Annotated in this window: 15 protein-coding genes and 1 pseudogene; 6 read left to right on the forward strand and 10 right to left on the reverse strand. The window is 39.0% G+C overall.

What is annotated here, in order from left to right; genetic code table 11:
• Positions 1-25: 25 nt before the first annotated feature.
• Entirely contained in the window at positions 26-772 is a 747-nt protein-coding gene (locus tag GSQ19_RS19735; RefSeq protein WP_011319560.1) for a DUF928 domain-containing protein, read from the forward strand.
• Between the two features lie 160 nt (positions 773-932).
• On the opposite strand, the gene GSQ19_RS19740 is transcribed toward GSQ19_RS19735, so the two are convergent.
• Both GSQ19_RS19740 and GSQ19_RS30575 read right to left on the reverse strand, forming a co-directional pair.
• Complete coding sequence (locus GSQ19_RS19740; protein ID WP_011319561.1) at positions 933-3,584, reverse strand: CHAT domain-containing protein; 2,652 nt, start codon at positions 3,582-3,584, stop codon at positions 933-935.
• Between the two features lie 30 nt (positions 3,585-3,614).
• Positions 3,615-3,863 (reverse strand): M10 family metallopeptidase C-terminal domain-containing protein, encoded by a 249-nt coding sequence (locus GSQ19_RS30575; protein ID WP_369334914.1) that lies wholly within the window; start codon positions 3,861-3,863, stop codon positions 3,615-3,617.
• Positions 3,864-4,433: 570 nt separating this feature from the next.
• On the opposite strand from GSQ19_RS30575, the gene GSQ19_RS19750 reads away from it, so the two are divergent.
• From GSQ19_RS19750 to GSQ19_RS19760, 3 genes are read left to right on the forward strand one after another with little or no spacing between them, the layout of a single operon-like run.
• Entirely contained in the window at positions 4,434-6,134 is a 1,701-nt protein-coding gene (locus tag GSQ19_RS19750) for a serine/threonine-protein kinase (RefSeq protein WP_011319562.1), read from the forward strand.
• 40 nt (positions 6,135-6,174) lie between these two features.
• The gene (locus GSQ19_RS19755) at positions 6,175-9,633 is read left to right on the forward strand and encodes a two-partner secretion domain-containing protein (RefSeq protein ID WP_011319563.1); all 3,459 of its coding nucleotides are present in this window, start codon (positions 6,175-6,177) and stop codon (positions 9,631-9,633) included.
• 23 nt (positions 9,634-9,656) lie between these two features.
• A complete protein-coding gene (locus tag GSQ19_RS19760; protein WP_011319564.1) occupies positions 9,657-13,079 on the forward strand; it encodes a two-partner secretion domain-containing protein in 3,423 nt (1,140 codons plus the stop codon).
• Positions 13,080-13,951: 872 nt separating this feature from the next.
• Here GSQ19_RS19760 and GSQ19_RS19765 read toward each other — a convergent pair.
• The 5 genes and pseudogenes from GSQ19_RS19765 to GSQ19_RS19785 all read right to left on the reverse strand — a co-directional run bounded on the left by GSQ19_RS19765 (position 13,952) and on the right by GSQ19_RS19785 (position 17,515).
• Entirely contained in the window at positions 13,952-15,220 is a 1,269-nt protein-coding gene (locus GSQ19_RS19765; protein ID WP_041456225.1) for an MFS transporter, read from the reverse strand.
• The gene (locus GSQ19_RS19770; protein ID WP_011319566.1) at positions 15,180-15,662 is read right to left on the reverse strand and encodes a MarR family winged helix-turn-helix transcriptional regulator; all 483 of its coding nucleotides are present in this window, start codon (positions 15,660-15,662) and stop codon (positions 15,180-15,182) included. Before GSQ19_RS19770 ends, GSQ19_RS19765 begins: the two co-directional genes overlap by 41 nt.
• Positions 15,663-15,682: 20 nt before the next feature.
• Positions 15,683-15,880, reverse strand: a pseudogene (locus GSQ19_RS19775) (ABC transporter permease); the annotation flags it as partial.
• Between the two features lie 235 nt (positions 15,881-16,115).
• Positions 16,116-16,544, reverse strand: coding sequence for a hypothetical protein (locus GSQ19_RS19780; protein ID WP_011319567.1), 429 nt, complete (start codon positions 16,542-16,544; stop codon positions 16,116-16,118).
• Between the two features lie 803 nt (positions 16,545-17,347).
• Positions 17,348-17,515 carry a hypothetical protein gene (locus GSQ19_RS19785; RefSeq protein ID WP_153228450.1) on the reverse strand — a complete coding sequence of 56 codons (168 nt, stop codon included), beginning with the start codon at positions 17,513-17,515 and terminating at the stop codon, positions 17,348-17,350.
• A 12-nt stretch (positions 17,516-17,527) separates the two neighbouring features.
• Between GSQ19_RS19785 and GSQ19_RS19790 the strand changes: the two genes are divergently transcribed.
• Positions 17,528-18,298, forward strand: coding sequence for a hypothetical protein (locus GSQ19_RS19790; RefSeq protein WP_011319568.1), 771 nt, complete (start codon positions 17,528-17,530; stop codon positions 18,296-18,298).
• Between the two features lie 3 nt (positions 18,299-18,301).
• Positions 18,302-18,580, forward strand: coding sequence for a hypothetical protein (locus GSQ19_RS19795; RefSeq protein WP_011319569.1), 279 nt, complete (start codon positions 18,302-18,304; stop codon positions 18,578-18,580).
• A gap of 260 nt (positions 18,581-18,840) precedes the next feature.
• Here the strand turns inward: GSQ19_RS19795 and GSQ19_RS19800 are convergent, their stop codons facing one another.
• The 3 genes from GSQ19_RS19800 to bioF all read right to left on the reverse strand — a co-directional run bounded on the left by GSQ19_RS19800 (position 18,841) and on the right by bioF (position 24,316).
• A complete protein-coding gene (locus GSQ19_RS19800; RefSeq protein ID WP_011319570.1) occupies positions 18,841-22,431 on the reverse strand; it encodes a WD40 repeat domain-containing protein in 3,591 nt (1,196 codons plus the stop codon).
• A gap of 402 nt (positions 22,432-22,833) precedes the next feature.
• A complete protein-coding gene (locus GSQ19_RS19805; protein WP_041456226.1) occupies positions 22,834-23,085 on the reverse strand; it encodes a hypothetical protein in 252 nt (83 codons plus the stop codon).
• A gap of 70 nt (positions 23,086-23,155) precedes the next feature.
• A complete protein-coding gene (gene bioF, locus GSQ19_RS19810; RefSeq protein WP_011319572.1) occupies positions 23,156-24,316 on the reverse strand; it encodes an 8-amino-7-oxononanoate synthase in 1,161 nt (386 codons plus the stop codon).
• Between the last annotated feature and the right edge of the window lie 30 nt (positions 24,317-24,346).

The following is a 24,346-nucleotide window of genomic DNA, read 5'->3' on the forward strand; positions in this document are numbered from 1 at the left end:
CAAATTGATAACTTAGAGAAGGCAAATGTCAAAAAATTTGAGCCTCACTATCAACCCCAGATTAGTAACTAGTGCTAGTCTTGGCTTATTGCTGTTTCTGACACCAGTTGCAGTTACAGCTTCTTCATCATCTAATCGCCGCCAACCTGCAAGCGACTATAGTAGAAGCGCGGGTAAACGAGGTTGTCCAAATGACTCCAGTGAAACCATACCTCTAACAGTACTTGCACCACAGACTTATGTTGGATACACAACAGAGTTACGTCCTACTTTTGTCGGTTTTGTCTCTAGTCCCCAGAAGGTAGAGTTGCGGATTTTTGAATTTACTTCCGACAAGGAAGTCAAACAGCTAGGTAATGCCGTACACAAAGATGTAAAATCAGGTATATTTCAAATACCCTTACCTGAAGAAAACCCTGATTTAACTATAGGTAAGAAATATCTTTGGCAGTTATCTATGAGATGTTCTGGGGTGAACATAGTCGAAGCGGCTGAATTTATTGTTGTAGAAATATCATCTACACTCAAAAGTAAATTACCCAGTACAGCTAATGGTTTACAAAAAGCTACTGTTTTGGCTGAAGAAAATTTATGGTATGACGCATTGAATGAGGCTTTAAAGTTAGCAAATAATGGCAAACTAGGTGATTTAGGGGCAAAAATAGTTAAAAGCTTTGCTAAAAATGAATCGCCAAAGCCTACAGAGATTCAAACATTAGTTCAAAAGAGAATACAATTTCTACATAAAATAGCAGATCAAGAAAAAGATTGATAGCAATTCTCTATGAAGTTGCAGCAAAAATGATGTAAAGAGGTTGTATGCAACGTTTCTACAGTTAAAAATAAAGCACATCTTCATTAAGAAACTGAGGGGAGTTGACGATACTTGTTGAAAAGGATTTATAAGCAGACTTAGTTTTGACTATTCCTTTTCAAAGCCAATTTCCTATGAGGATAAATGCTGACCAATAGTATGGATGGTCATATTTGTCATTAATTTCTGGTATTTGTTTGGCACTGATTAGTTTTAACTGTGCTGCTTGTAAAGCTTGTGCTTTACTCATTCCTGAATTACGTAACTTATCGTAAAACTCGGCAATTAAGTTGGCTGTAGAATCATCGTCTACAGGCCATAGTGAAGCTAAGGCGCTTTTTGTCCCAGCTTGCAATGCTACACCAGCTAAACCTAGTGTAGCGCGATCGTCACCTGTAGCTGTTTCACAAGCCGTTAATGTTAATAGTTCCACTGCATTAGAAATATTACCAGATTGGCGCAGTATAGCTTCTAGTTTATCAATGGTAAGTTTTTCATTATTACCTATTACTAGAAACGTATCTTCTGGGATAATACCAAACTGTGCATGAGTCGCAATATGAATAATGGGATAAGTTTTTTCTTGAATTTCTCTTTTTAAGTTTTGGATAGCAAACTCTTCATTTTCTAGTTTTTTACTTTCGGGAAATATTTTTTTAATAGCCCCATATTCTATAGGGAAATATGCGAGTTCAGGAAAAACCTTATTATCTATTTTACTTTCTTGACTCAACGCTAAAACTAAAGCACGATTGACTTGTGAGCTTAAAGGTTTTAAGTCGGTTAATTGTAAACTAGAAGTTGTAGCAACAGCATATTTTTCAATTAAATATTTGCTTTCATTTTTGTCGTAAAGCGCAGCCATTGGGACATCACGCAAGAAACCATCTTGAATAAAAACTAAAGTTTTAATTTTCTGTTCTGTTAAATATTTTTCAATTGGAATAATGATTGCATCGTAAATATTTTCGGCATCTTTGGTACTGTAATTGATAGTTTGTTGTGCTAGTAAACTATTACGGAATTGAGATATTTCTTGACGCAAGGTTTCTTGATTTTTATTCTCTACCCAGTGTAAGTATTCTTGTTGATTGGGTAGACTGAGTAAAATTCCTATTTTATCTTTAAAAATAATTGAACTGATAACAGCAGTATCTTTTTCTATGACTTGATACAGTGGCTGGTTGTTGAAAGCTGCTAGGATACAATCATTACCAAAATAATTTTGGATTTCTGCTTGTCGGAGGGAGTTGATAGTGGTCAATGCACTATTTAGTTGTTGATTGTGCCTTACACTATCTTGATTATTAGATGTAGCCAATTCTAACTGAAGTTGTGCCAATTGGCGGTAGACAGGCTCCACAACATCGCGGAAATCAAATTGGAAATCACGGTTTGTAGTTAAAATATCATTGCGTAGTTCTTCTAATGTTTTATAAGCTCTTTCATAAAAAGATAGTGCTTGATTAAGTTGTTTCTGTGCTGCTAGAATTCTTCCTGCTTGCCACTCCCATAAATATAAACTATCTTTTGCTTGTAAATTTTGGTCAGCGAACCAAATAGCCTGGTTAGTTAATTCCCAAGCAGATTTATACTCTTTTTGGCATTCATATAAATGTCCTAATTCTCCTAAAGCATATGATGTAGAACGGGCATCTTGCAATTTTTTGGCAGTTTGAATGGCTTGATGAAAAAGCTGCTTAACTTGTAATTCTGGCAATCTTGTTTTTTGGTGGCATTGATTGACGGATGAAGTGAATTCATCATTAGTAATAGGTAAATTAGCTAATTCAATTTCTGCATATACTTTGTTAATTGAATCTGGTGTTTGCTCAATTAAAGCTAAAGCCTGTTGGATATTTGTCTCAATTTGATTGGGATTTAAGATATTACTATCTACAGTTTGATAAGCAAGCTTGATGAAGTTTATATGACTGCGTAGTTCGGCAATTTTATTATTTTCTTTAGCTGCTACGGCAATACTTTTTTGCAAAGAAATTATGGCTATTCTATAATCATCTTGAGAACGTTGTATAAACTCATTCATTTTAGAAGAGTTATGATTTTTAGCAGATTTAGCGCGTAAATTCCAAAGTTGGGCGCGGCCAGCGTAAGCATTAGCTAAACTGTTAAGGATAGCAAAATTGTCTGTTTGATTTTGGCTATTGTTGACAGTCTCTAGATATTTAATTGATAAATCATAGTTACCTTGCAGTCGGTGAGCTTCTCCTAAGCTTCCCAAGGCTGCAACCTCTCCTAATTTATCTTGTTGTTCCTGGGCAATTTGTAATGCACTCCCTGTTTGACAAATTAATGTATCTGCACCACATAAAAGACTGATGGCTTTTTTTGTTTGTCCTGAATTACTATAAATTTGTGCTATTTCAGTCAGGATTCTTCCGACTTTTGGCAAATCTTTTTGAGAGTGATAATAAGCTTTTACCTTTTCCCAATAACTCAAAGTTAAGCTTTTATTACCTAACTGTTGATAAGTTCTAGCTAAATTTTCATTAATGATGGCTATATTAGGAGTATCGTTATTTTTTTGATAAAAATCTAAAGCTGTTTCCCAGTGTTGAATGGCAGCATAAAAGTCTCCTTTTTTATAGCTTTGAATACCCTGATTAACAAGTTTATAAGCATCAGGAGTTTGAGCCTTGACTATAGCTGCTCGGTGAAAACTGCCAAAAAATAGACAAAGTATGAAACTGGCAGTAAATAGCGTTACTAACCAAGGGTTAAATAATGATTTAAAAAGTTTATTAAACACGTATGAATCAACTCAAAATTTAAAGTAAAATCAACAGTTGAACGTAAAGCGATCGCGTTCTACACCTCCTGTTAGTGTATCGTTGCCTACTCCGCTATCGAGAGTATCATTACTCCTACCACCATGCAAAATGTTAGCAGCACTATTACCGATAATTGTGTCATTGCCATCACCACCAAAAGCATTTTCGATTGTGGTTCCCGTACCGATAGTTAAGACGGTTTCATTGAGAATACCTGACCTATCTTTTTTTACCTCAAAATGCTCACACTCCTCTATTTTCTTGGCTTCAGCCGCTTTGTCACCCCTTCAGAGTGCATAATTTTACAGAGTACGAAATGAATAGAAATTAGTCGTTTATGCTTTATGCAGTCTGAAATGCAGAATTTAGTACCGATGTATGCAACTTCATGTATGCAGAGTTCCAGAAAACTGTATTCTTTTTCAGCGCAAATGAAGATTGTCCTGGTTTTGCGGGACTTTAGGGAATGAAAAGATATAGCTGTTAACGGTTCACAGACTTGAAAGCTTTGTGTTTTCAGGGTTTGATGTTAGCTTAATGTCCTAATCTATCTGGCTACGACTATATGTGGAATACACAATCTGCAATATTTAGACAATACATTTTTATGCAATTAAAAATACATTTTTTTCTCTTTTTGATTGCAAGCATCAAGTTTAAATTAGTGGGTGTGTTCTCTATTACACCATTTGCTGAAATCTCTTAACCCGCACAGGCGGGTTTTATCTGTATAGTTGCGACTTCTAGTTGTGACTATCAACCTAACTGGAGGTTTTTTGCTATGGATTTTTACAACATCGTCTAACTATAGAAACGGAGGTATCTTCATGTCAGGAGCATCTCTGATTGGGAAAACACTTCGTAGTCGCTATTATATTACAGACAAAATAGGAGAGGGCGGTATTGGTGAGACTTATTTAGCTATCGATAAGGATCAGCCAGAGGATTATCAATGTGTTATTAAAAGACTTAAACCTCAAAATACCAACCAGTCTACAATAATGTGGTTACAACGAGCTTTTAATCGAGAAGCGGTAACGCTACAAAGACTCGGAAGTCACGACCAAATCCCCAGATTATTAGCTTTTTTTCGAGAGGATGAAGAGTTTTTTATAGCACAAGAATTTATTCATGGTATAAATCTGCGTACAGAATTTAGTAATTCTGGAAAATGGAGTGAGACTCAAGTTATTTCCTTGTTGCAGAATATTTTAGAAGTTCTAGATTTTGTTCATCAAAATCAAGTCATCCACCGTGATTTAAAACCAGAAAACTTAATCAAACGTAGCAGCGACAATAAAATTGTTTTAATTGACTTTGGTGCTGTTAAAGAAATAGGTACGCAAATTATCAACAACAAGGGTAAAAAAGTCTCAACTAGCTTTATTATTGGTACACCGGGATATATGCCGATGGAACAGCTAAGACAAAATCCGATGCTTTGTAGTGATATTTATGCAGTAGGAATGATAGCCATTGAGGCGCTAACAGGCTTACATTCTACAAAACTTTTAGATTCGTATACAGGGCAAATTGTTTGGCGCGATCGCCTAAAAATTAGAGAGGATTTAGCAGAGATTTTAGATAGAATGATAGCCTACAATCCCCATCATCGCTATCAGTCGGCTGCGGAATGTTTACAGGAAACTCTAAGTTTATCACAAGGTTTAAATCATCAAAGACAGACATCAATATCATTGTCTTTATCCCCGATATGCACTATCATTAGATTCGGCAGTTTTGGCAGAATAACTACTAATGAATTTATTGGCAAATTTTTAGCTATCACTCAAAATAGAAAACTTGTCAAAACTCCTGGAATATCTTTAATATTGGCATCGATAGTAGCAATCATTGTGGGTAAGGGAATTTGGTCACAAATATTAATTAATAATATCGATGCGATGGCGGATGAAATTTCTCTTCCTGCTTCCAGAGCCACGAAAGGTCATACTCCTAATATAAATATTAGTAAATTTCTCTCTTATTTTATTAATTCCTCCGCAAATTTAACTAAGAAAAATCCTACAGATTTACCAATAATTAAACCACTTGTTCACAATCAAAGCTCATCACCAGTCCTCAGTCGTCTACAGACTCTCAGACTAGAGAATATCCAGATTCATCAGGTGGCTACACCCCGGACATATAATATTTGTAACGCTCCTTTACAACTGCTTCAGCCAAATCATAGCGATCGCCTAAACTTAGATTGGCAATTAGACTGGACAACTAAGGGGAATGCTCACGTAGGGCGATTAAAAATGCAAGGTTATTCAGGGAAAATGAGAACTATCTCTCCCGACGGTAAAGGCGGCTTGAGAACTGTAGAGCAAACTATGCAACTATATACTTCTGCCAAAGGATATGTTTTGCTGGGGTTTAATCCTATGGATGTGGAGAAACAGCAAGCACGACGATATAAAGCGAACAATTTGATAATTAGAGTAGAAATTGATGGTTCAACAACAATAATCAACTGTGATGATAGTGGAAATATTTCCTCAGCGATCGCCCAAGAATTTTAACTTAATAAACCTTATATAAAATTTGCTTGAAAGCAAAATTGTGATTAAACGAAATTATTTAAATCGGTGTTTGAGCTTAAGCTTATTAGTCAGCGTGACTTTAACAACAAATGGGAAAATTTTGGCACAAGTCACAGCCGACCAAACCTTAGAAACACAAGTTATAGATATTGGTTTAAACTCCTTTATTTTAGGTGGTACAACAGTTGGTAACACTAATTTATTCCACAGTTTTGCTAGTTTTAATGTTCCTAGTAATGGTGCAGCAATTTTTATCAATGACCCTAGTTTAACTAATATATTTGCACGAGTAACAGGTGGCACAGCTTCCGATGTTCAAGGCAGAATAGGTACTCAAGGGACTGCCAATTTATATTTAATCAATCCCAACGGCATTATTTTTGGCACAAATGCTAGCTTAAATATAGGTGGTTCTTTCGTCGCTACTACAGCTAATGTTATTCAATTTCCTGGTGGTGCTGAATTTTCTTTAAATTCATCAGTTTCACCAGATAATCATCTACTTAGGGTCAACCCCACAGCATTCTTATTTAACCAAATCGCTAATCAAGGTACAAACTCAATTGAAAATCGTGCCTATTTAGGAGTTCCTAATAATAGGAGTTTAATTCTACTTGGTGGTAATATTGCACCCACATCTCATACCACCGGCAGAATTATAATCGATGGCGGAGTAGTTCAGGCATTAGGTGGTAGGGTAGAAATTGGTGGATTAGTTGAACCTGGCTCCATAGGAATTAATATTGATGGCAATAAATTCAGCCTGAATTTTCCTGATAGTGTAGCAAAAACAGATATTTCATTAATCAATAATAGCGCCCTTTTTATTTCTGGTGCTGGTGGTGGTGATATTATAGTTAATGCTGATAATTTGAGCCTAAATTCTAGTTATTTTTTTGCAGGTATACTTAATAATCAAGGCAACCCTGAGACTAAAGCAGGCGATATCTCAATTAATGCTACAGGCATTGTCACTGTTGCTCAAAATAGTATCATTGGAAATTCCTCTGTGGGAATTGGAGATAGTGGAAACATCAATATTTTTGGTCAATCACTCCAAATAATTGGTAATAGTGCAGTTCAGTCGTCTGCCTTACAAGGTAATTCCGGAACAATTAATATTAAAGTCGATGATACGATTGCTTTATTAGGCAGTCAAATTGGCAGTATTGTTCGTCCGCGAGATACCTCTGTGTCTTCGTTGCAGTCACGGTTATTAGGAACACCAACTAGGGGAAAAAGTGGTGGTATCAATATCCAGGCACGCAATCTTTTAGCAGTAGATAGTAGTTCAATAAGTGCAAGCAACTTTTTGGCGGATGATTCTGGAGATATTAAAATTCAAGCTGCTGATACGGTGATTTTAAATAATAGGGGTTCTATATCTTCAACCGCCTTTGGTCAAGGAAAATCTGGTAATTTATCTATTAGTACTAATCGGTTGAATGTAATTAATTATTCTCAAATAGCAGCTAATACATTGGGGACTGGAAATGCTGGGGATATTAATATTAATGCTGAGGATATTAATATAGAGGATAAGTCTTTTATTACTAGCAGTACATCCTCTTTTTTTAACACTATCAGCAATGTAGGCAATGCAGGAAATATCAATATTCAAACTTCACGAATTAGTGTAAAAAATAGTGGCTTTATTATATCTATTTCTGGTGACAGAGAACAGGCATTAACCAATGGATTGGGTGGTAACATCAATATTACAGCTACTGAACTAATAGAAATAGATGCAAAAGGTGCAACTGATATAATCACAGGTTTTAGTGCCAAAACTTTTAGTGATAGCCGTGCTGGTGACATAACACTAAATACCAAAAATTTGATTGTGAGAAATGGCGGTGCTATTACGGCAGAAGCTGCTAATAGTTTAGGAGGAAACGCGGGAAATATTAATATCAATGCCTCCGATACTGTTAAGCTCATCAGCTCCCCAGGAAATTCCTATAGTAGAATTTTCACGGGAGTTGTGTCTTCTGATAATAATGTGACGAATGCGGGTAATGGTGGTGAGTTAAAGATTACCACTGGAAAATTACAGCTAACAAATGGCATTATATCAGCAGCAACATTCGGTCAAGGTCATGCAGGCAATATTACTATATTTAGTAATGATGAGATAGTTCTTGATAGTGGGTTAATATTTAGTTTAGTTGGTGCTGGTGCAGTCGGGAATGGGGGAGATATTAATATTCAAACACCAAGACTAACTTTAACTAATGGTAGTCAAGTTGATGCTAGTATTCGGGGTGGAGGAATAGGCAAAGGTGGCACTATTCGCATTGATGCGGCAGATTATGTAATTATTTCTGGACGGGATGCAGACGGGTTTGAGAGTTTCTTAGCAGCTGAGACTAGCAGAGGGGGTATTGGTCAACCAGGAGACATCATCGTTAATACAGATTATTTCCTCTTAGAAAAAAATGGTTTTGTGACTACCGGAACTTTTAACTCCAGTAACGGAGGTAGTATTACCATTAATACTCGTATCTTTGAGGCCTTGACTGGTGGACAAATTTTTTCCAGCACCGGTAGTAGTGGCAAAGCAGGCGACATTATTATTAATGCTACAGATAGTATAATCGTCTCTGGGGTAAATGCAGAAACTGGAAATAATGCTGCGATCGTTGCAGGAACACTTGCAGACTCAACTGGTAATGGAGGAACAGTATCCTTATCTACTAATAATTTTCATTTAAGTAACGAGGCTGGAGTTCTCACACGCAGTCAGGGACGAGGTATTGCAGGAGATATCAACATTACTGCTAGGGGCAATTTTTATGTAAATCATGCTTTTGTCAGCGCACAAGCTGAACAGGCTGGTGGTGGAAATATCGATATCACTGCGAAAAATATTAATCTGCGTAATAACAGTGACATCCGCACTGATTTATCTAATGGTAGCGGTAGGGGTGGGGGAATTTCCCTCACTGCAAATACCATCATTGCCTTAGAAGATAGTGATATTCTCGCCTTCGCACCAGAGGGACAAGGCGGAGATATTAAATTTAACACCCGCGCTGTGTTTAGTGATTCTCTCTACACCGACAGACAAACTATACCTGATAGAAATAGTCTCCAGTCACTAGTGAGTAATGGTAGCTCTGACATTAACGCCACTGGGACAATCTCTGGCAATATTATTGGTGTGCCTGATATTAGCTCCATCCAAAACGGACTCACAGATTTACAAGCTAATCCCATTGATACTACCGTACTGATTGCCAATAGTTGCATTGCGCGTAGTCTCAGGCAAGAAGGTAGTTTTGTGATTACTGGGACTGGTGGTTTACCAACTCGTCCTGGTGAAGTTATGGCTTCTAGTTATGCCACAGGTGATGTGCAGAGTGTCAGTGATGAAAGTAAGGCTAGTTTGTGGAAAAAAGGCGACCCGATTATTGAACCGCAAGGAGTATATCGATTAGCAAATGGGGTTGTGGTGATGAGTCGTGAGTGTCATTGAACAAGTGTTTGCAAACAAAGCTGATGATTAAACGAAAAAATCTAAATTGGGTTATTAACTTAGGTTTATTATTTAGTTTGGTTGTGGCAACAAATAACCGAACTTCGGCACAAGTCACAGCCGACCAAACCTTAGAAACACAAGTTATAGATATTGGTTTCAACTCCTTTATTTTAGGTGGCACAACAGTTGGCAACACTAATTTATTCCACAGTTTTGCTAGTTTTAATGTTCCTAGTAATGGTGCAGCAATTTTTATCAATGACCCTAGTTTAACTAATATATTTGCACGAGTAACAGGTGGCACAGCTTCCGATGTTCAAGGCAGAATAGGTACTCAAGGGACTGCCAATTTATATTTAATCAATCCCAACGGCATTATTTTTGGTACAAATGCTAGCTTAAATATAGGTGGTTCTTTTGTCGCTACCACAGCTAATGCTATTCAATTTCCTGGTGGTGCTGAATTTTCTTTAAATTCATCAGTTTCACCAGATAATCATCTACTTAGGGTCAACCCCACAGCATTCTTATTTAATCAAATCGCTAATCAAGGTATAAACTCCATTGAAAATCGCGGTTCTTTAGGAGTTCCTAATAATAAGAGTTTAATTCTACTTGGTGGTAATATTGCACCCACATCTCATGCCACTGGGGGAATTTTGCTGGATAATGGAAGACTAGGAGCATTAGATGGGAGAGTCGAAATTGGCGGATTAACTGCACCTGGCTCCGTAGGAATAAATGTTAAGGGTAATAATTTAAGTTTAAGCTTTCCGCAGGGAGTAGCTAGAACAGATATTGCATTAATAAATAATACTGGAGTTCTTGTTGCTGGTGTTCGTGGTGGAGATGTTTTAGTCAACGCTAATAATTTAAATTTACTAAATTCTACTAATATTTTTACTGGCATATTTGCTAATCAAGGAAAACCTGATAGTAAAACTGGGGATATATCCATTAATGCAACGGGAATTGTCAACCTAACTGAAGGTAGTGGTATTGGAAATTTATCACTAGGGATAGGAGATAGCGGCAATATCAATATTGTTGCTCAATCACTAAATATGAAGAATGGTAGCAGCATTCAAGCGATTACTGCACAGGGTGAATCAGGAATTGTTAATATTAAAGTTACTGATACACTTTCCCTAAACCAGGGACTCCTTGCTAATGTAATTTTAAGTGATAGGATTAATATCCAAGCACAAAAAGTTTCCCTTGCAAATGGCGCTTTAATCCGTGCTTTTAATTCATCAGGAAATGATTCTGTAGGTATTAAAATTCAAGCTTTTGATTCCCTTGAATTGAACAATGCTAGCATTCTTACTGGTACTTTTGAAAACGGTAATTCAGGTGATTTATCAATTATTACCAATCGCTTAAATCTAAAAAATGATTCTCAAATAGCAGCTAATACATTTGGCAGTGGCAATGCTGGCCAAATTAATATCAATGCTGCTGATATCGCTATAGACTTATCTTCAATTAGTGCGGCTTCATTATCTTTCCCAGGAGTTATTACTAATATAGGTAATGCTGGGACTATCAATATCCAAACGGAAAGAATTAGTCTCACAAATCGTGGTTTCATATCATCTAGTTCTGACGAACCAGAGCAGGGAACAACAATCGGTTATGGCGGAAATATTAATATCACAGCTAATGAATTAATAGAAATAGATGCAAAAGGTGCAACAGGTATAATTACGGGTTTAGTTGCCAGAACTTTTAGTGGCAGCAGTGCTGGTGACATAAACCTGAATACCAGAAACCTGATTGTTAGAGATGGTGGTTATATTAGCGTAGAAGCTGCTAATAATTTAGGGGGAAATGCTGGTAATATTACTATCAACGCATCAGATGCTGTTGAGTTAACTAGCTCCAACGGCAACCGCCCTAGTATAATTTTCACTGGTGTTTCAGCTTTTAATGATAATGCGATCGCTGTAGGTAACGGTGGTGACTTAAAAATTATTACTCAAAATTTACAGCTAACAAACTCCACTATATCAGCCGGGACTTTCGGTCAAGGTAATGCAGGTAATATCAATATCTTCAGCAATGATGGGGTGGTAATCGATAATAGTGTGATCAATAGCCGAATTGGCGCTGGTGCAGTTGGGAATGGTGGTGATATTGACATCCAGACACAGAGGCTAACTTTAACTAATGGTGGTGGGATTGATACTATAGTTGCCCCACCAGAAGGAAATTTACCTGGCGGACTAGGTAAAGGTGGAACTATTCGTATCAATGCTACAGATGCAGTCACTATTTCAGGAACTAATGCAGATGGTTTTGAGAGTGCAATCTTGACGGAAACCCAAAGCGGTGCATTTGGTCAATCTGGCGATATCATCATTAATACAAATTATTTCCGTGTCTTAGACAACGGTAGTGTATCGACATTAACAGGAAATAGTAGTGATGCAGGTAATATTTTGATCAATACCCGCGTAATGGAGGTGTTGAATGGTGGAGTAATCGTGACAGGCACTGAGGCTAGTGGTAAAGCCGGTGACATTACCATTAATGCTACAGATCAAATTAACATCTTGAGCAACACCGACTTAAATGGTAATACTGGTTTGGTTGCTAGCACTACTTCTAGTGGAGATGCGGGGAATATATCCCTATTTACAACTGACCTTAACTTATTAGCTCCTAATTCTAACTTGCCTGCTCCCGTCCTTGTGGCCACATTAAGTCGAGGAAGCGGGATTGCCGGGAATATTAATATTGTTGCCACAGGCAATTATAATGCCAATAATGGCTTAATCAGCGCACGATCTGAAAGAGCCGGTGGTGGAAATATCAGTGTCAATGCTAGAAATATCAACCTACGGAATAACAGCGACATTCGTACAGATTTATCTAGTGGTAACGGTAGAGGTGGGGGAATTTCCCTCACCGCAGATATTATCATTTCCTTGGAGGATAGCGATATTCTTGCCTTTGCACCAGAGGGACAAGGCGGAGATATTAAATTTAACACCCGCGCTGTATTTAGCAATGTTCTCTACACGGCTAGACAAACAATTCCTGACAGAAATAGTCTTCAGTCACTAGTTAATAATACTCGCCCTGACATTAACGCTACAGGGACAATCTCTGGCAACATTATTGGTGTACCTGATATTAGCTCTATCCAAAACGGACTCACAGATTTACAAGCTAATCCTATTGATACTACCGTACTGATTGCTAATAGTTGCATTGCTCGCAGTCCTAGACAAGAAGGAACTTTTATTATTACCGGGACTGGTGGTTTACCAACTCGTCCTGGTGAGCTTAAGGCTTCTAGTTATGCCACAGGAGATGTGCAGAGTGTCAGTAATAATATTGTAGCTAGTGCATGGAAGAAAGGCGACGCTATTATTGAACCACAAGGAGTATATCGACTGGCGAACGGGGAGATGGTGATGAGTCGTGAGTGTGGTTGAAGAACCGTTTGAGAGTTGAATTGTTATTAAACAAAGGTGTTTGGCGTTGCGTAATTGCGGGATGATTTATTTCACTCAGCATCCCTAAAGCAGAAACTGTAAGATGGTGCAGACGCGCAGAGATAACGAAAGCTCAAATTTTACTTGATGATTCATATTAATTCTCTATGAAGTTGAGCCAAATCAATGATGTAGAGACGTTGCATGCAACGTCTCTACAGTACAGAATAAAGTGCATCTTCATCAAGAAAAGGTATCAGCAAAGCCGAGTATTTAAATTGATGGTTTAATGATTGAATCGAACAATAGATTTTCTTGAACATTTCTACCTTTCTCAGGTTGTCTGAACAAACTACGAAATAAACCTTGGTTTTTACGCTCTTTTTCTAGCTCTGTCGTATTTAAAGTATAGTTACTAGCCGTTAGTAATCTCTCACTAGCATAGCTTTTACGTCTATTTGACCTTTTTTGAATTCAAAATGCAAAATTCAAAATTCAAAATGAAGAAGAATTTTTTTGAATTTAATAATTTTGGGTACAAGCCCCCACCATAATCTTTGATTTGGTGGTCTACCCTTCGGGTTCTCCGCAGGAGTACAATTAGTGGCGAGTCCAAGCTCCCACTAATTGTCTTTAATGCGCGAATTTTTAATTTTGAATTGGAGCGAAGCGACTTGACGCATTTATCTTAAATAAAAGGGTTTAAGATAAATTAGTTTATACTTAGTGTCATTTACCCTACGGGAAGCAAGCTACAGTCGAGGTTTAAATCCCCATCTGTTCGCCTAGTGTGCCGTAAGCAAAATGTCTTTAATTTTGTACTCCTGCGGAGAACCCGAAGGGTATTTTGAACTTTCGTAATTTTTGAATTGTCATTCATACTCTTGCAGTGACCCTAACTTGACAATTCCCGGCCAAATCGCAGCCGTAGCAACCACGACTAAAATCGTGCCAATACCGCCACCAACTACGGAAAGCACTGGGCCGAATAAAGCTGCCGTTAGACCAGACTCAAAACCTCCCAACTCATTGGAAGCGCTGATAAATACGCTATTAATCGCTGCAACTCGACCGCGTAATTGGTCGGGGGTTCTGATTTGTACTAATGTATGGCGAATGACTACGCTGATAGTATCTAGTGCGCCACTCAGGGTAAGCATGATTAGGGATAACCAAAACCATCGGGAAAGCCCAAAGATAATTGTCACCACACCAAAGCCAATCACAGACCACAATAAAGCTGTCCCAGCTTTACGTAATGGTGGTAGATAGGCTAAAGTCACAGCCATAATTAAAGCGCCGATGGAAGGCGCTGCTTGTAAGTATCCCAATTCCACTGGCCCCACCTGCAAAATATCTTTGGCAAAGACTGGTAACAGTGCAACTGCGCCTCCTAATAAGACGGCGAACATATCTAAGGTAATGGCTGCCAAAATTAACTGATTTTCCCAGATGAACTTAGCACCGGCCGCTAGTGCTTGCAAGGAGATAGGTTCAGTAACACGCTCAACTTTTTTCTCTTTGATTGCTGCCATGAAGAAAAAACACAAAAAACCAGCGATCGCTGCTAATATGTATACTCCTGTGGCGCTTCCTAGTACAGCAATCCCCAAACCACCCAAAGCCGGGCCAGCCACCGATGCTAACTGAAAGCTGCTACTATTCCAAGTAGCTGCATTGGTAAAAGCATTCACAGGTATTAACTGCCACATAATTGCATCACTGGCAGGCTTGAGAAATGCTCTACCCACACCAATTAGCGCCAAGCAGCCGTAAATTAAAAATACTGCGCCTCTAGTATAAGAAAGTATTGCTAAACCCAGAGAGCAGAGGGCTAATAACATTACTGACAATAATATAGTCAGTTTGCGTGAACGGCGATCGGCAATATCTCCAGCAACTAAGGTGAGGGCAATCATCGGTAAGACTTGGGCTAACCCTACGCCACCTAACACCATAGCTGAGTTAGTGCGTTCGTAGAGTTCCCAACCAATAGCTACAGTCTGCATCTGTGATCCCACAGACAGCAATACACGTCCTAATGTAAATAGGCGATAGTCTCGAAACCTCAAAGCGGCAAAGGGGTCGTGCTGGTTAGCTTCAGCGCTTGGGGGGGGTGAATTCCGTTTGATCGAAGACATTTTTGAGTAAAGCCAATCCTTTTTCAACTTGGGATATTTCCTCGGCTGTCAGACCTTCCAAAAGATCAGCAATTTGGGCGCGTGTTTCATCTAAGGATTGTTGCAAAATAGATTTTCCCTCATCAGTCAGAGTGAGGACAATACGTCTGCGCTCTTGTGGATGGTGAATCCGTTGCACTAAATCCCGTTGTACTAGCCGTTCGATTGTGGCTGATGCTGTAGCAGAAGTGACACCTAAATGTTCTGCTAGATCAGATAAAGACGCTCCGGGGTTACGATTGAGAAATGCTAGCGATCGCAATTGTGGTATCGATAAAAAAGCGGCTTTGTGCGCTCGCATCTTAGCTCGGATAAACCTCATGACTGAGGGTACAGTTTCCATTACTTTGGCGGCACATTCTGCGGAAGTTGCACCTTCTTGAGAGGATTTATCGAGCTTCATGAGTATCGTAATTCTCCTAATTACATCATCACCTGTGGATAAAGTTTGCCACAGATGAGGTTTAAACCTATTAATGCTAATAAGAGAATTGTACAATCCAGACCAAAGCCATATACGCTTGACCCAAGCAATAACATAGTGCCAAGTAAAGCATCAACCTCATAAATTAACGGGTTGATGCGAGAAAGGAACTTTAACCAGTCAGGCATCATGAATATTATTTATTTAGTTTTTCTAATTATTAGCTTCGCAAGATAATGCTGTGAAGTCAAGAGTTACTGGAGAAAAGGGTACAAATGTTTTAATTTACTTATTAGTCAGCGACGAGCCTAAAGACACTCTGCGATCGCTCTTTTGCTGATTGGGTTAATGTGGCGATGTAGGCGATCGCTTTCATGGAAAACGGCGATCGCCAGATTTGCACCTTACAAAATTTCAGTTACAGCCCACATCCTAACTTGTCGGTGCTGGTTTCTTTCCATTTCCGTTACCATCTACATTGGCAACAAATGACGGTTGCTGAGGACTAAAAGTTAACGACTCACCCCGCAGTCCCTTGCTGCGTTGGTTTTTAGGAACTCCTCCCGCCATGCCATACTCTACACTGCTTTTACCATATAAAACGCCGACTCCCATTAGCATATGCTCTGCCATATCTCCTAATTTACTTTCTGTTTCGAGCATTTCACGATATAACTTATCTAGGTTAGAAAGAGCGCTGTTATAGGCATTCTCTTTAGTTCTCATCGTCTCAATTAAAGTTGAGAAAACAGGTAGAGTGAGTCCATTACCCACATCTAAATTTGGATCAATTGAGTTCATACCAGCCGCACGCCGCACTGCTTTTTGTAACACAGGAGAGCTTCTTTTTCTACGCGCCATGATATACACCTTGTAACATAGTACGGTTGATATTCTTTACCTTAAAAAATATCCGTATGATCAGCCTGAGAGAATTTTGGCAAATCTACAACAACTTTTGTTACAAGCGATCATCGTTATAAATGCGCGAACTACTGAAATGAGAAAGCATTTAAGGCAAATGAGTAAGCAAACTCCGGTTTGCTTGCTGAATCTACTGAAATGAGAAAGCATTTAAGGCAAATGAATAAGCAAACTCCGGTTTGCTTGCTGAATCTACTGAAATGAGAAAGCATTTAAAGCAAATGAATAAGCAAACTCCGGTTTGCTTGCTAAATTTATGGAAATGGGAAAGTAATTAGGCATTTTGAGAAAGATTTTGCGATGTCTGGCGACAAGAAGCAGAGCTTCTACGCACTTTTGGTAATGAGGTTGATTTAGGCGATCGCTTGTTTCTAAAACACTTAAGTTGAAAATAAGTTGAAGATAACTTGCTAAAGTTGCCTGGTGTCAGTAGAGAAAAGTAGGCAAACTGTAATCATGAAACAACTACCTGGAGATTGTATATGACTCCTATCATTACTGCTTTACACGTTTTTGGTCTTTCTAATCCAGTTGGATGGGTATTAGGAGCTGGAATACTTGCAACTTACGTTGCAACACAAGCAAATAAGCCCAAAAAATAGATTCTTCACACTTAATAAGTAATTGTGCAAAATTATTTGCATATCTCATGTGCCTTTATTTCTGATCCAATCAAGGATACAGAATTAAAAAATAAGCAATTTTGCACAGGTATTTATTTAGTTGTACTACCTCAAACCTTAATGGTTTGAGGTAGGAGTAATTCTAGCGATCATACTTTTCATAATGGGGTTAATGTTGGCGATGTAAGCACGACAAGCTGATGCAGATTTACGCACTGCTATTTTTCGCCATTCAACTAATATTAACTGATGGAAATAATTCAGCTTGTTAATTCTTAATAACACTACAATTGAATTATGTTACAAAAATACTCTGCTTGGATTCATGAAGCATTATCTACTCAGACTTTTTATGGTACTCCTGCCATCCTTTCAAGTCAGAATGTTTTAAGTCAAAATTTATTAGAATATCCTACACTCTATGAGGAAGAGGTAATCAAGACGGCATTGGAAAAATATAAAAAAAAGCAAAGATTAGAAGGTGTACTGCTTAAAGCTTATACAACAATAATCGGCGGTTTTCTTGGTTTCTCAAATAGCTATGATGGTATGTTTTCAGCTAATGAAATCCAAGGTCTTTTTCAGGGGGCAGGATCTGGATTTGCTGGAGGTGGGCTATTAGAATCTGTAGTAAATATGTTTGACAAAAACCAACTTGCAGAATTGAATTTATCATGGTTAAAAACTAGAGAATCTTATGATTTTCATGTTAAAAGTCATGGAGGTGAAGCTACAAACAGGTTGTTACAAATTTGCTGGAACAAAGAACAAGAAAGACACCAAACTATTTTTGGGATTCAGTTTCCAGATAACTATGTTGCAAAATTATACCCTACTTATCAATTATCTATTCAAAGGTATTTAAATGAAATAGGTTATTCTTGTGATAGAAATACTTTTGCGGTGTCTGATATAGGTGAAAGTTGTGAGTGGGTTACCAGCAAAGATATTTTGGGGTATTATGCTGCTGATAATGGAATGGAATACCCTATTGAATTATGGCATGGTAAACAGCAGGCTATTAGGCTTGTAGTTAAGTACAAAAAACCACACCACTCTCTTTACTAAAATATGAAAAATAATTTGGAACAAGGAAACTATCACGCTGAAGATTCTAATTTTGAAAAACAAAACCAACACGCAAATGACTTACGCTTGTGGGAATCTTTTCAGCGTGACTCACGAAACAGAACTGTAATTATTCTGGGTTATACAACTGTGTTAGCTGTTCTTGCATTAATCTTCAAAAATGTTTGGCTAATTTTAATCGGAGCAGCAGCATTATGGGTAATTGTTTTTGTCTGGTATACCTGGAAAAAGAAAACTAGGTCAATTGATGACAACTCCTAAGAGATGATTTATAAAGTAAAGCTGATAACGCACCGATAAAGATGGTGCGCCTCCGTTGGAGACTCACGTTGCGTTACGGCTAATTCCCACTTGCTCAACGTCCGAAATCCTTGCATAGCCGTAACACAACGGCAATAAAGCGGGAAGAACATCTACACCGCTTTTTGCCTCCCCTACTTAATATTTACTTTATAAATAGACTCTAGAGGCGATCGCCCCCTTATCACCTATCTCAAAAAAGCAATCACCCGCAACAAAACCTACCCCACACCTTCCACCGCCCCCAAAGCCAAGAGTGCAGATCGCTGCGCTGCTGTTAACCCAGTCACCCCCCTGATGTTCATCCCTTCATAAAGGCGATCTACTTTCAGGGTTTTAATCCGCTCAAATGTTTCCACATCCCAAAGCTTTATTACTTCATCTTGACTAGTATTAACCAAGATATTACCAACAGAATTAAAGCTAACAGCGCATCCTCCACTAGTATGACTATCCAAGACTCTGACACAGGTAAAGTTATTCATATCCCATAAGCGGATTGTTTGGTCAGAACTGGCGGATGCCAAAGTGGAACCATTAGGGCTAAAACTGACTGACCATATAGTAGAAGTATGTCCTTGCAACACTTTTAAGCAAGTAAAGTTACTAGTATCCCACAATCTAATCGAGTGATCGACACTACCAGTAGCGAGTATTTTACCATCTGGACTAAAACTCAATGACCAGACTCCATCAGTGTGACCAGGCAAAGTTGTTATACATTTACCTTCATCCACATCCCACAACTTAACTAAATAGTCTGCACTAGCAGTAGCTAAAGTATTGCCATCTGGACTAAAACTAACTGACCAGATGTCACCCGTGTGACCTTCTAATGTTTTTACACATTTACGCTCGTGAATATCCCACAACTTTACACTCTTGTCCCTACTGGCACTAGCCAAGGTTTGACCATCTGGACTAAAGCTAACTGATGTTACTCCACCATTATGACCGTATAAAGTTGTAATACAATGACCAGAAATCACATCCCACAGTTTAATGCTTTTGTCATGACTGCCACTAGCTAATATAGAACCATCTGGACTAAAGCTAACTGACCATACCCAATTTGTGTGACCTTGTAAAATTTTAGTACAGTAACCAGATGCAACATCCCATAGCCGAACCAAACCATCCATACTACCTGTCGCCAACATACAATCGACTCCTGTCGGGCATACAGAGTTAAAGCTGACCGAAAACGCCCCACAGGAGTGACCTTGTAACGTTCTCACGCATACACCTTTACTTATATTCCATATACGTACACTGAAATCTTGAGCAGCACTAACTATGTGGCGATCTGAACTAAAAATGACTGAGAACACGTCACTGGTATGACCGTGAAAAATTTTAACACAAGTACCTTGCTGCACATCCCACAACCTCACACTGGAGTCATAACTCCCTGTGGCTATGGTTTGACCGTCTGAACTAAAGCAAACTGACCATACTTCATTTTTATGACCGTGAAATGTTTTGATGCAAGTACCTTTACTCACATTCCATAACCGAACAGAGTGGTCACTACTGCTACTAGCAAGAGTTTTACCATCTGGGCTGAAGCAAACCGCGCGTACATTGCCAGCATGACCTTGCAAAACTTTTATACATTTATCTGTATTGAGATCCCATAAGCGAATGTCGCAATCTTGGCTACCACTTGCCAGGATAGAACCATCTGGATTAAACCTGACTGAACATACCCCACTAGTATGACCGTGCAATATTTTAAGACACTCACCTCGACGGATATCCCACAAACGAATTGAAGCGTCTAGACTACCACTTACAAGAGTTTGTCCATCTGGACTAAAGCGAACAGACCAAACAATACCTTCGTGTTGAGCTAAAGTTTTGAGACAATTTCCCGTTTGTACATCCCACAATTTGATTAATCCATCATGACCACCACTTGCCAGGGTTTGTCCATCTGGACTAAAGGCAACTGTCCAAACTACACATTCATGTCCTTTAAATGTCAACAAGTTTTTTCTATTTGCCATTTGCCACAAATGAATTTGCCCATCCTGATCGCCTGTAGCTAACAGTTTTCTATCTGGACTCAAGGCAAGTGAAAAAATATTCTTTAAACTTGTGGCAAATGCAGACTGATCAAAAGCTGTATTTTGGAAATTGACTCCAGCTAAATTGATACGCTGTAAGTCAGCTTGCCTCATGCACAAATTTGAGAAGTCATATTCCCGTAAATTTACTTGCAAATGCGCTAAAAAGTTGAGGATATTACCCCCTGCATACCCAGTTAAGATTGCAGTTTGATGTCTTTGCTGCTCCAATATATTCTGTAACAAAATTATTAGTTGTTCTTGACTGCCCATCTCTAGCAACAATTGTTCAAGTAATGGTTGCACAATTAATTGCCTTTGTGTCTCCCGGATGAAGTCTTTGCTTGTTGCCTTGATTAAAGCATGGGTTTGGAATAAGCCTAAACGGGCAGACTTTTCCCCTAACAATTGTTGACGAATTTGTTGAACCAATCGCTGGGTGGTATATTCCATCACAACTGGTTGTAAAAAGAAATACTTACCACTTCTTTCAATTAATGACCTTTGCAACAGAGAGTTAATTGCTGAAGGTACAAGACGCTGGGAAGAAGATGTCACTATATCAGCAACTAACTCGGCAAGGGATACTGGCTCTCGATTAATTGCCAGCCAATACATTACTTCCGTTTCTACTGGTGACAAATGGTAGAATTGCCGTTCTAACAAGTCGCCAATGTCTTCAAAAATTAGTATCCCGTGTTCTACATACTCTAAAACAGGGGCGATTCTACCATCGAACAGCTCTTGGGTTCCGGCTGCTACCATCTTGAGTGCTAAGGGGTTACCCCCATAATGCTCGATGAGTAATTGCCATTCTTGTTCTGTACCCGTGAATTGTCCTTTTTGCTGAAATAACTCTTGTCCCTCAGTAGTATTTAATCCCTTTAATGGGAGAGACTTAGCTCCTGTTCTTTCTCCTTCTAAGGGTACAATTTCTCTAGGTTTTTCTCTAGAAGTAAACAGGAGGCAACTAATATGAGGTACTTCGCCAATGCGTTTGAGTAATTGACCGTATCCCTCGTAGCCAGGACGACATTGCCCGGCTTGACCACCAGAGAGAATTGTCTCAAAATTGTCTAAAATCAGCAGACATCGGTTCGAGTGCAAACATTCCATCAGCTTTACTAATTTGCCATCAAAGCTTTCAGGAATCACCATTTCCTTTTGCAACGCCGACAGTAAAGATTGCAGTATGTTTGTAACTTGCTCATCTACTGGTGGTGCATTTTGCAAACTTCGCCACACCACTACCTCAAATTCGGCTTGAATTTGCAGCCCTAATTTCACCGCTAAAGTGGTTTTGCCAATACCACCAATTCCCAACAGTCCAACTAAACGACACCGTTCTTCTAATACCCATTGTCGTAGCTGCAATAATTCTTCACTGCGACCAAAAAACACAGATACATCAGGTGCTTCTGCCCAATCATACTGTGGGTTTCCTTGTCGAGTTTCTAGTTCTTCTACGGTTGAGGTAGGACGAGTGTAATCGCTTGGAGATAACTCCAAATTAAAGGCAGCAAAAGCAAGCTGCAAGGAACTTTTATCTACAGGTTCCAAGCGTGCCAAAATCCTAGATATAGTATGCAGAGCTAAACGGGTGCGATCGCTCAGTTCTTCCAAAGAAAAGCTATCTCCACCATTCTTTTCCCATTCTGCTTTAGCTTTGGCAGCTTGAAGTTTATCCCAACCTTGGAGGGTCAAGGTTACACCTCGGTTGCGTCGAGCTTTTTGCTGTTTCATGCGTTTTAATAAGTTGACCTAGTAAAACTACTTGCAAACTAGCGGCTAGTTGAGGTAGTGTTCGTACAAAACTAAAAATGAACATAACAGGATTTCAGATTGATAATATCAATCCCAGTAAATTTACGATAGTCATAAAGCCAACAAAAATGTAAATTCTTTGACTAAATATTTGCCGTGTTGTGTCTCAGCTTTGATCCCAGCGTTTGTAAGTAATTATTTATTTGTATAAAAAGATAAATTGCGACACCCAATTTAATATTCTCTTAACCGAACCGTATTGTTTTATATATGCGTTGTTGAGTGGAAGGATGAATCTGTCTCATACCAATAAACCAAAATTATGAAACAGATCCAAACCCAAAAACCCTTATAAAATCCGTATTTTTTAATTTTTAATTGTTATGACTTGGGTGGTGTTCGGTGTGCGCCGAAGTATTTCTCACTACGGTAGCGAAGCCACACTCGTAGCACTTGCGGAATCTGCTGTTTTTGTTCTTTGCTGAGTTTGTTGTAAAGGTCTAATGCGCGATCGCGTTCACCCCTACAAGCAGCATTATTATGAGCATCCCAATAGCTGCGGGCTACTCGAATCCGACGACAGACTTCTTTAATCAGTGCATCTCCCGTAAGTGGAGTGTCTTGTGTTGCCATACTCAGATACGATAAATTCTTACTGCTATCGTAGCGAGTCCTTTTCATCGCCACAATCACAAGTTGATAGTTAGCTGATATCTGCCAATACTGCCACTAATTTTTCTATATGTGCTGGTTTATGGGTTGCCATTAAGGATATTCTGATCCGACTTGTAGGAACTGTGGGGGGGCGAATTGCTGGGGCAAAGATTCCTGCTTGTTTTAGTTGCTTACCCACTTGTAGCGCTTCACTGGGACTTGACAACTGAAAACATAGTATGGGCGATGCTGATGGTAGTAATTTCAGGTTTGGTATTTTCTGTAATAATTCTCTCAAGTAATTAACGTTGTGCCACAACTGCATCCTGTGTTGTGGTTCTTGTTGAGCTATGTTGATGGCTGCTAAGGCTGCGGCTGTATCTGCGGGTGATAACCCTGTAGTGTAAATCCAACTAGGGGCGCGGTTTCGCAAATAGTCAATTAAGGGGTGGCTTCCTGCTACATACCCACCTAAACTACCCAAGGCTTTACTCAGTGTACCAATTTGGATTAATTGCCTACCTGTACACCCAAAATGTTCTACACACCCAGCACCGGTTTTACCCATCACTCCAGTAGCATGAGCTTCATCAACTAGGAGCATACAACTAAATTGTTCAGCCAAATCTAATAGAGCGGGTAAAGGGCATAAATCCCCATCCATACTGAAGACGCTATCTGTCAAAATTAAACAACGTCGGTAGTTTTGCCGTTGCTCAAGTAATTGGGTTTTCAGTTCCCCTACCTCACAGTGAGAATATTCCCTAACTGTTGCCCCACTGAGAATGGCTCCATTTTTCAGACTGGAATGATTGTATTGGTCAGATAAAATTAAATCACGCTTGCCAACCAGAGCTGCGATCGCTCCTATATTAGCCAGATAGCCTGAGCTAAAAACTAACGCATCTTCTGTTTGTTTCCAAGATGCGATCGCCTTTTCCAATTCCCCATGCAGTTCTCGATGCCCGCTTAATAATCTCGAACCAGTACTCCCAGTCCCAAATTCTTGAGTAGCAGCTACGGCTGCCGCTATCAAGCGTTCATCCCCAGCCAACCCCAAATAGTCATTACTAGCAAAATTAATTACTTCCTTCCCCCCTAAAACCACACTTGCACCAGCACGACCCTGTATTGTTTGCACTGAACGATACCAATCGGCCCGATGGATGGTTAGGAGTGAGTTTTGTAACCAAGCATAGGGATCGGGCATAACAATTCAAAATTCAAAATTCAAAATTCA

It is taken from the genome of Trichormus variabilis 0441, assembly GCF_009856605.1.
GTDB lineage: Bacteria > Cyanobacteriota > Cyanobacteriia > Cyanobacteriales > Nostocaceae > Trichormus > Trichormus variabilis.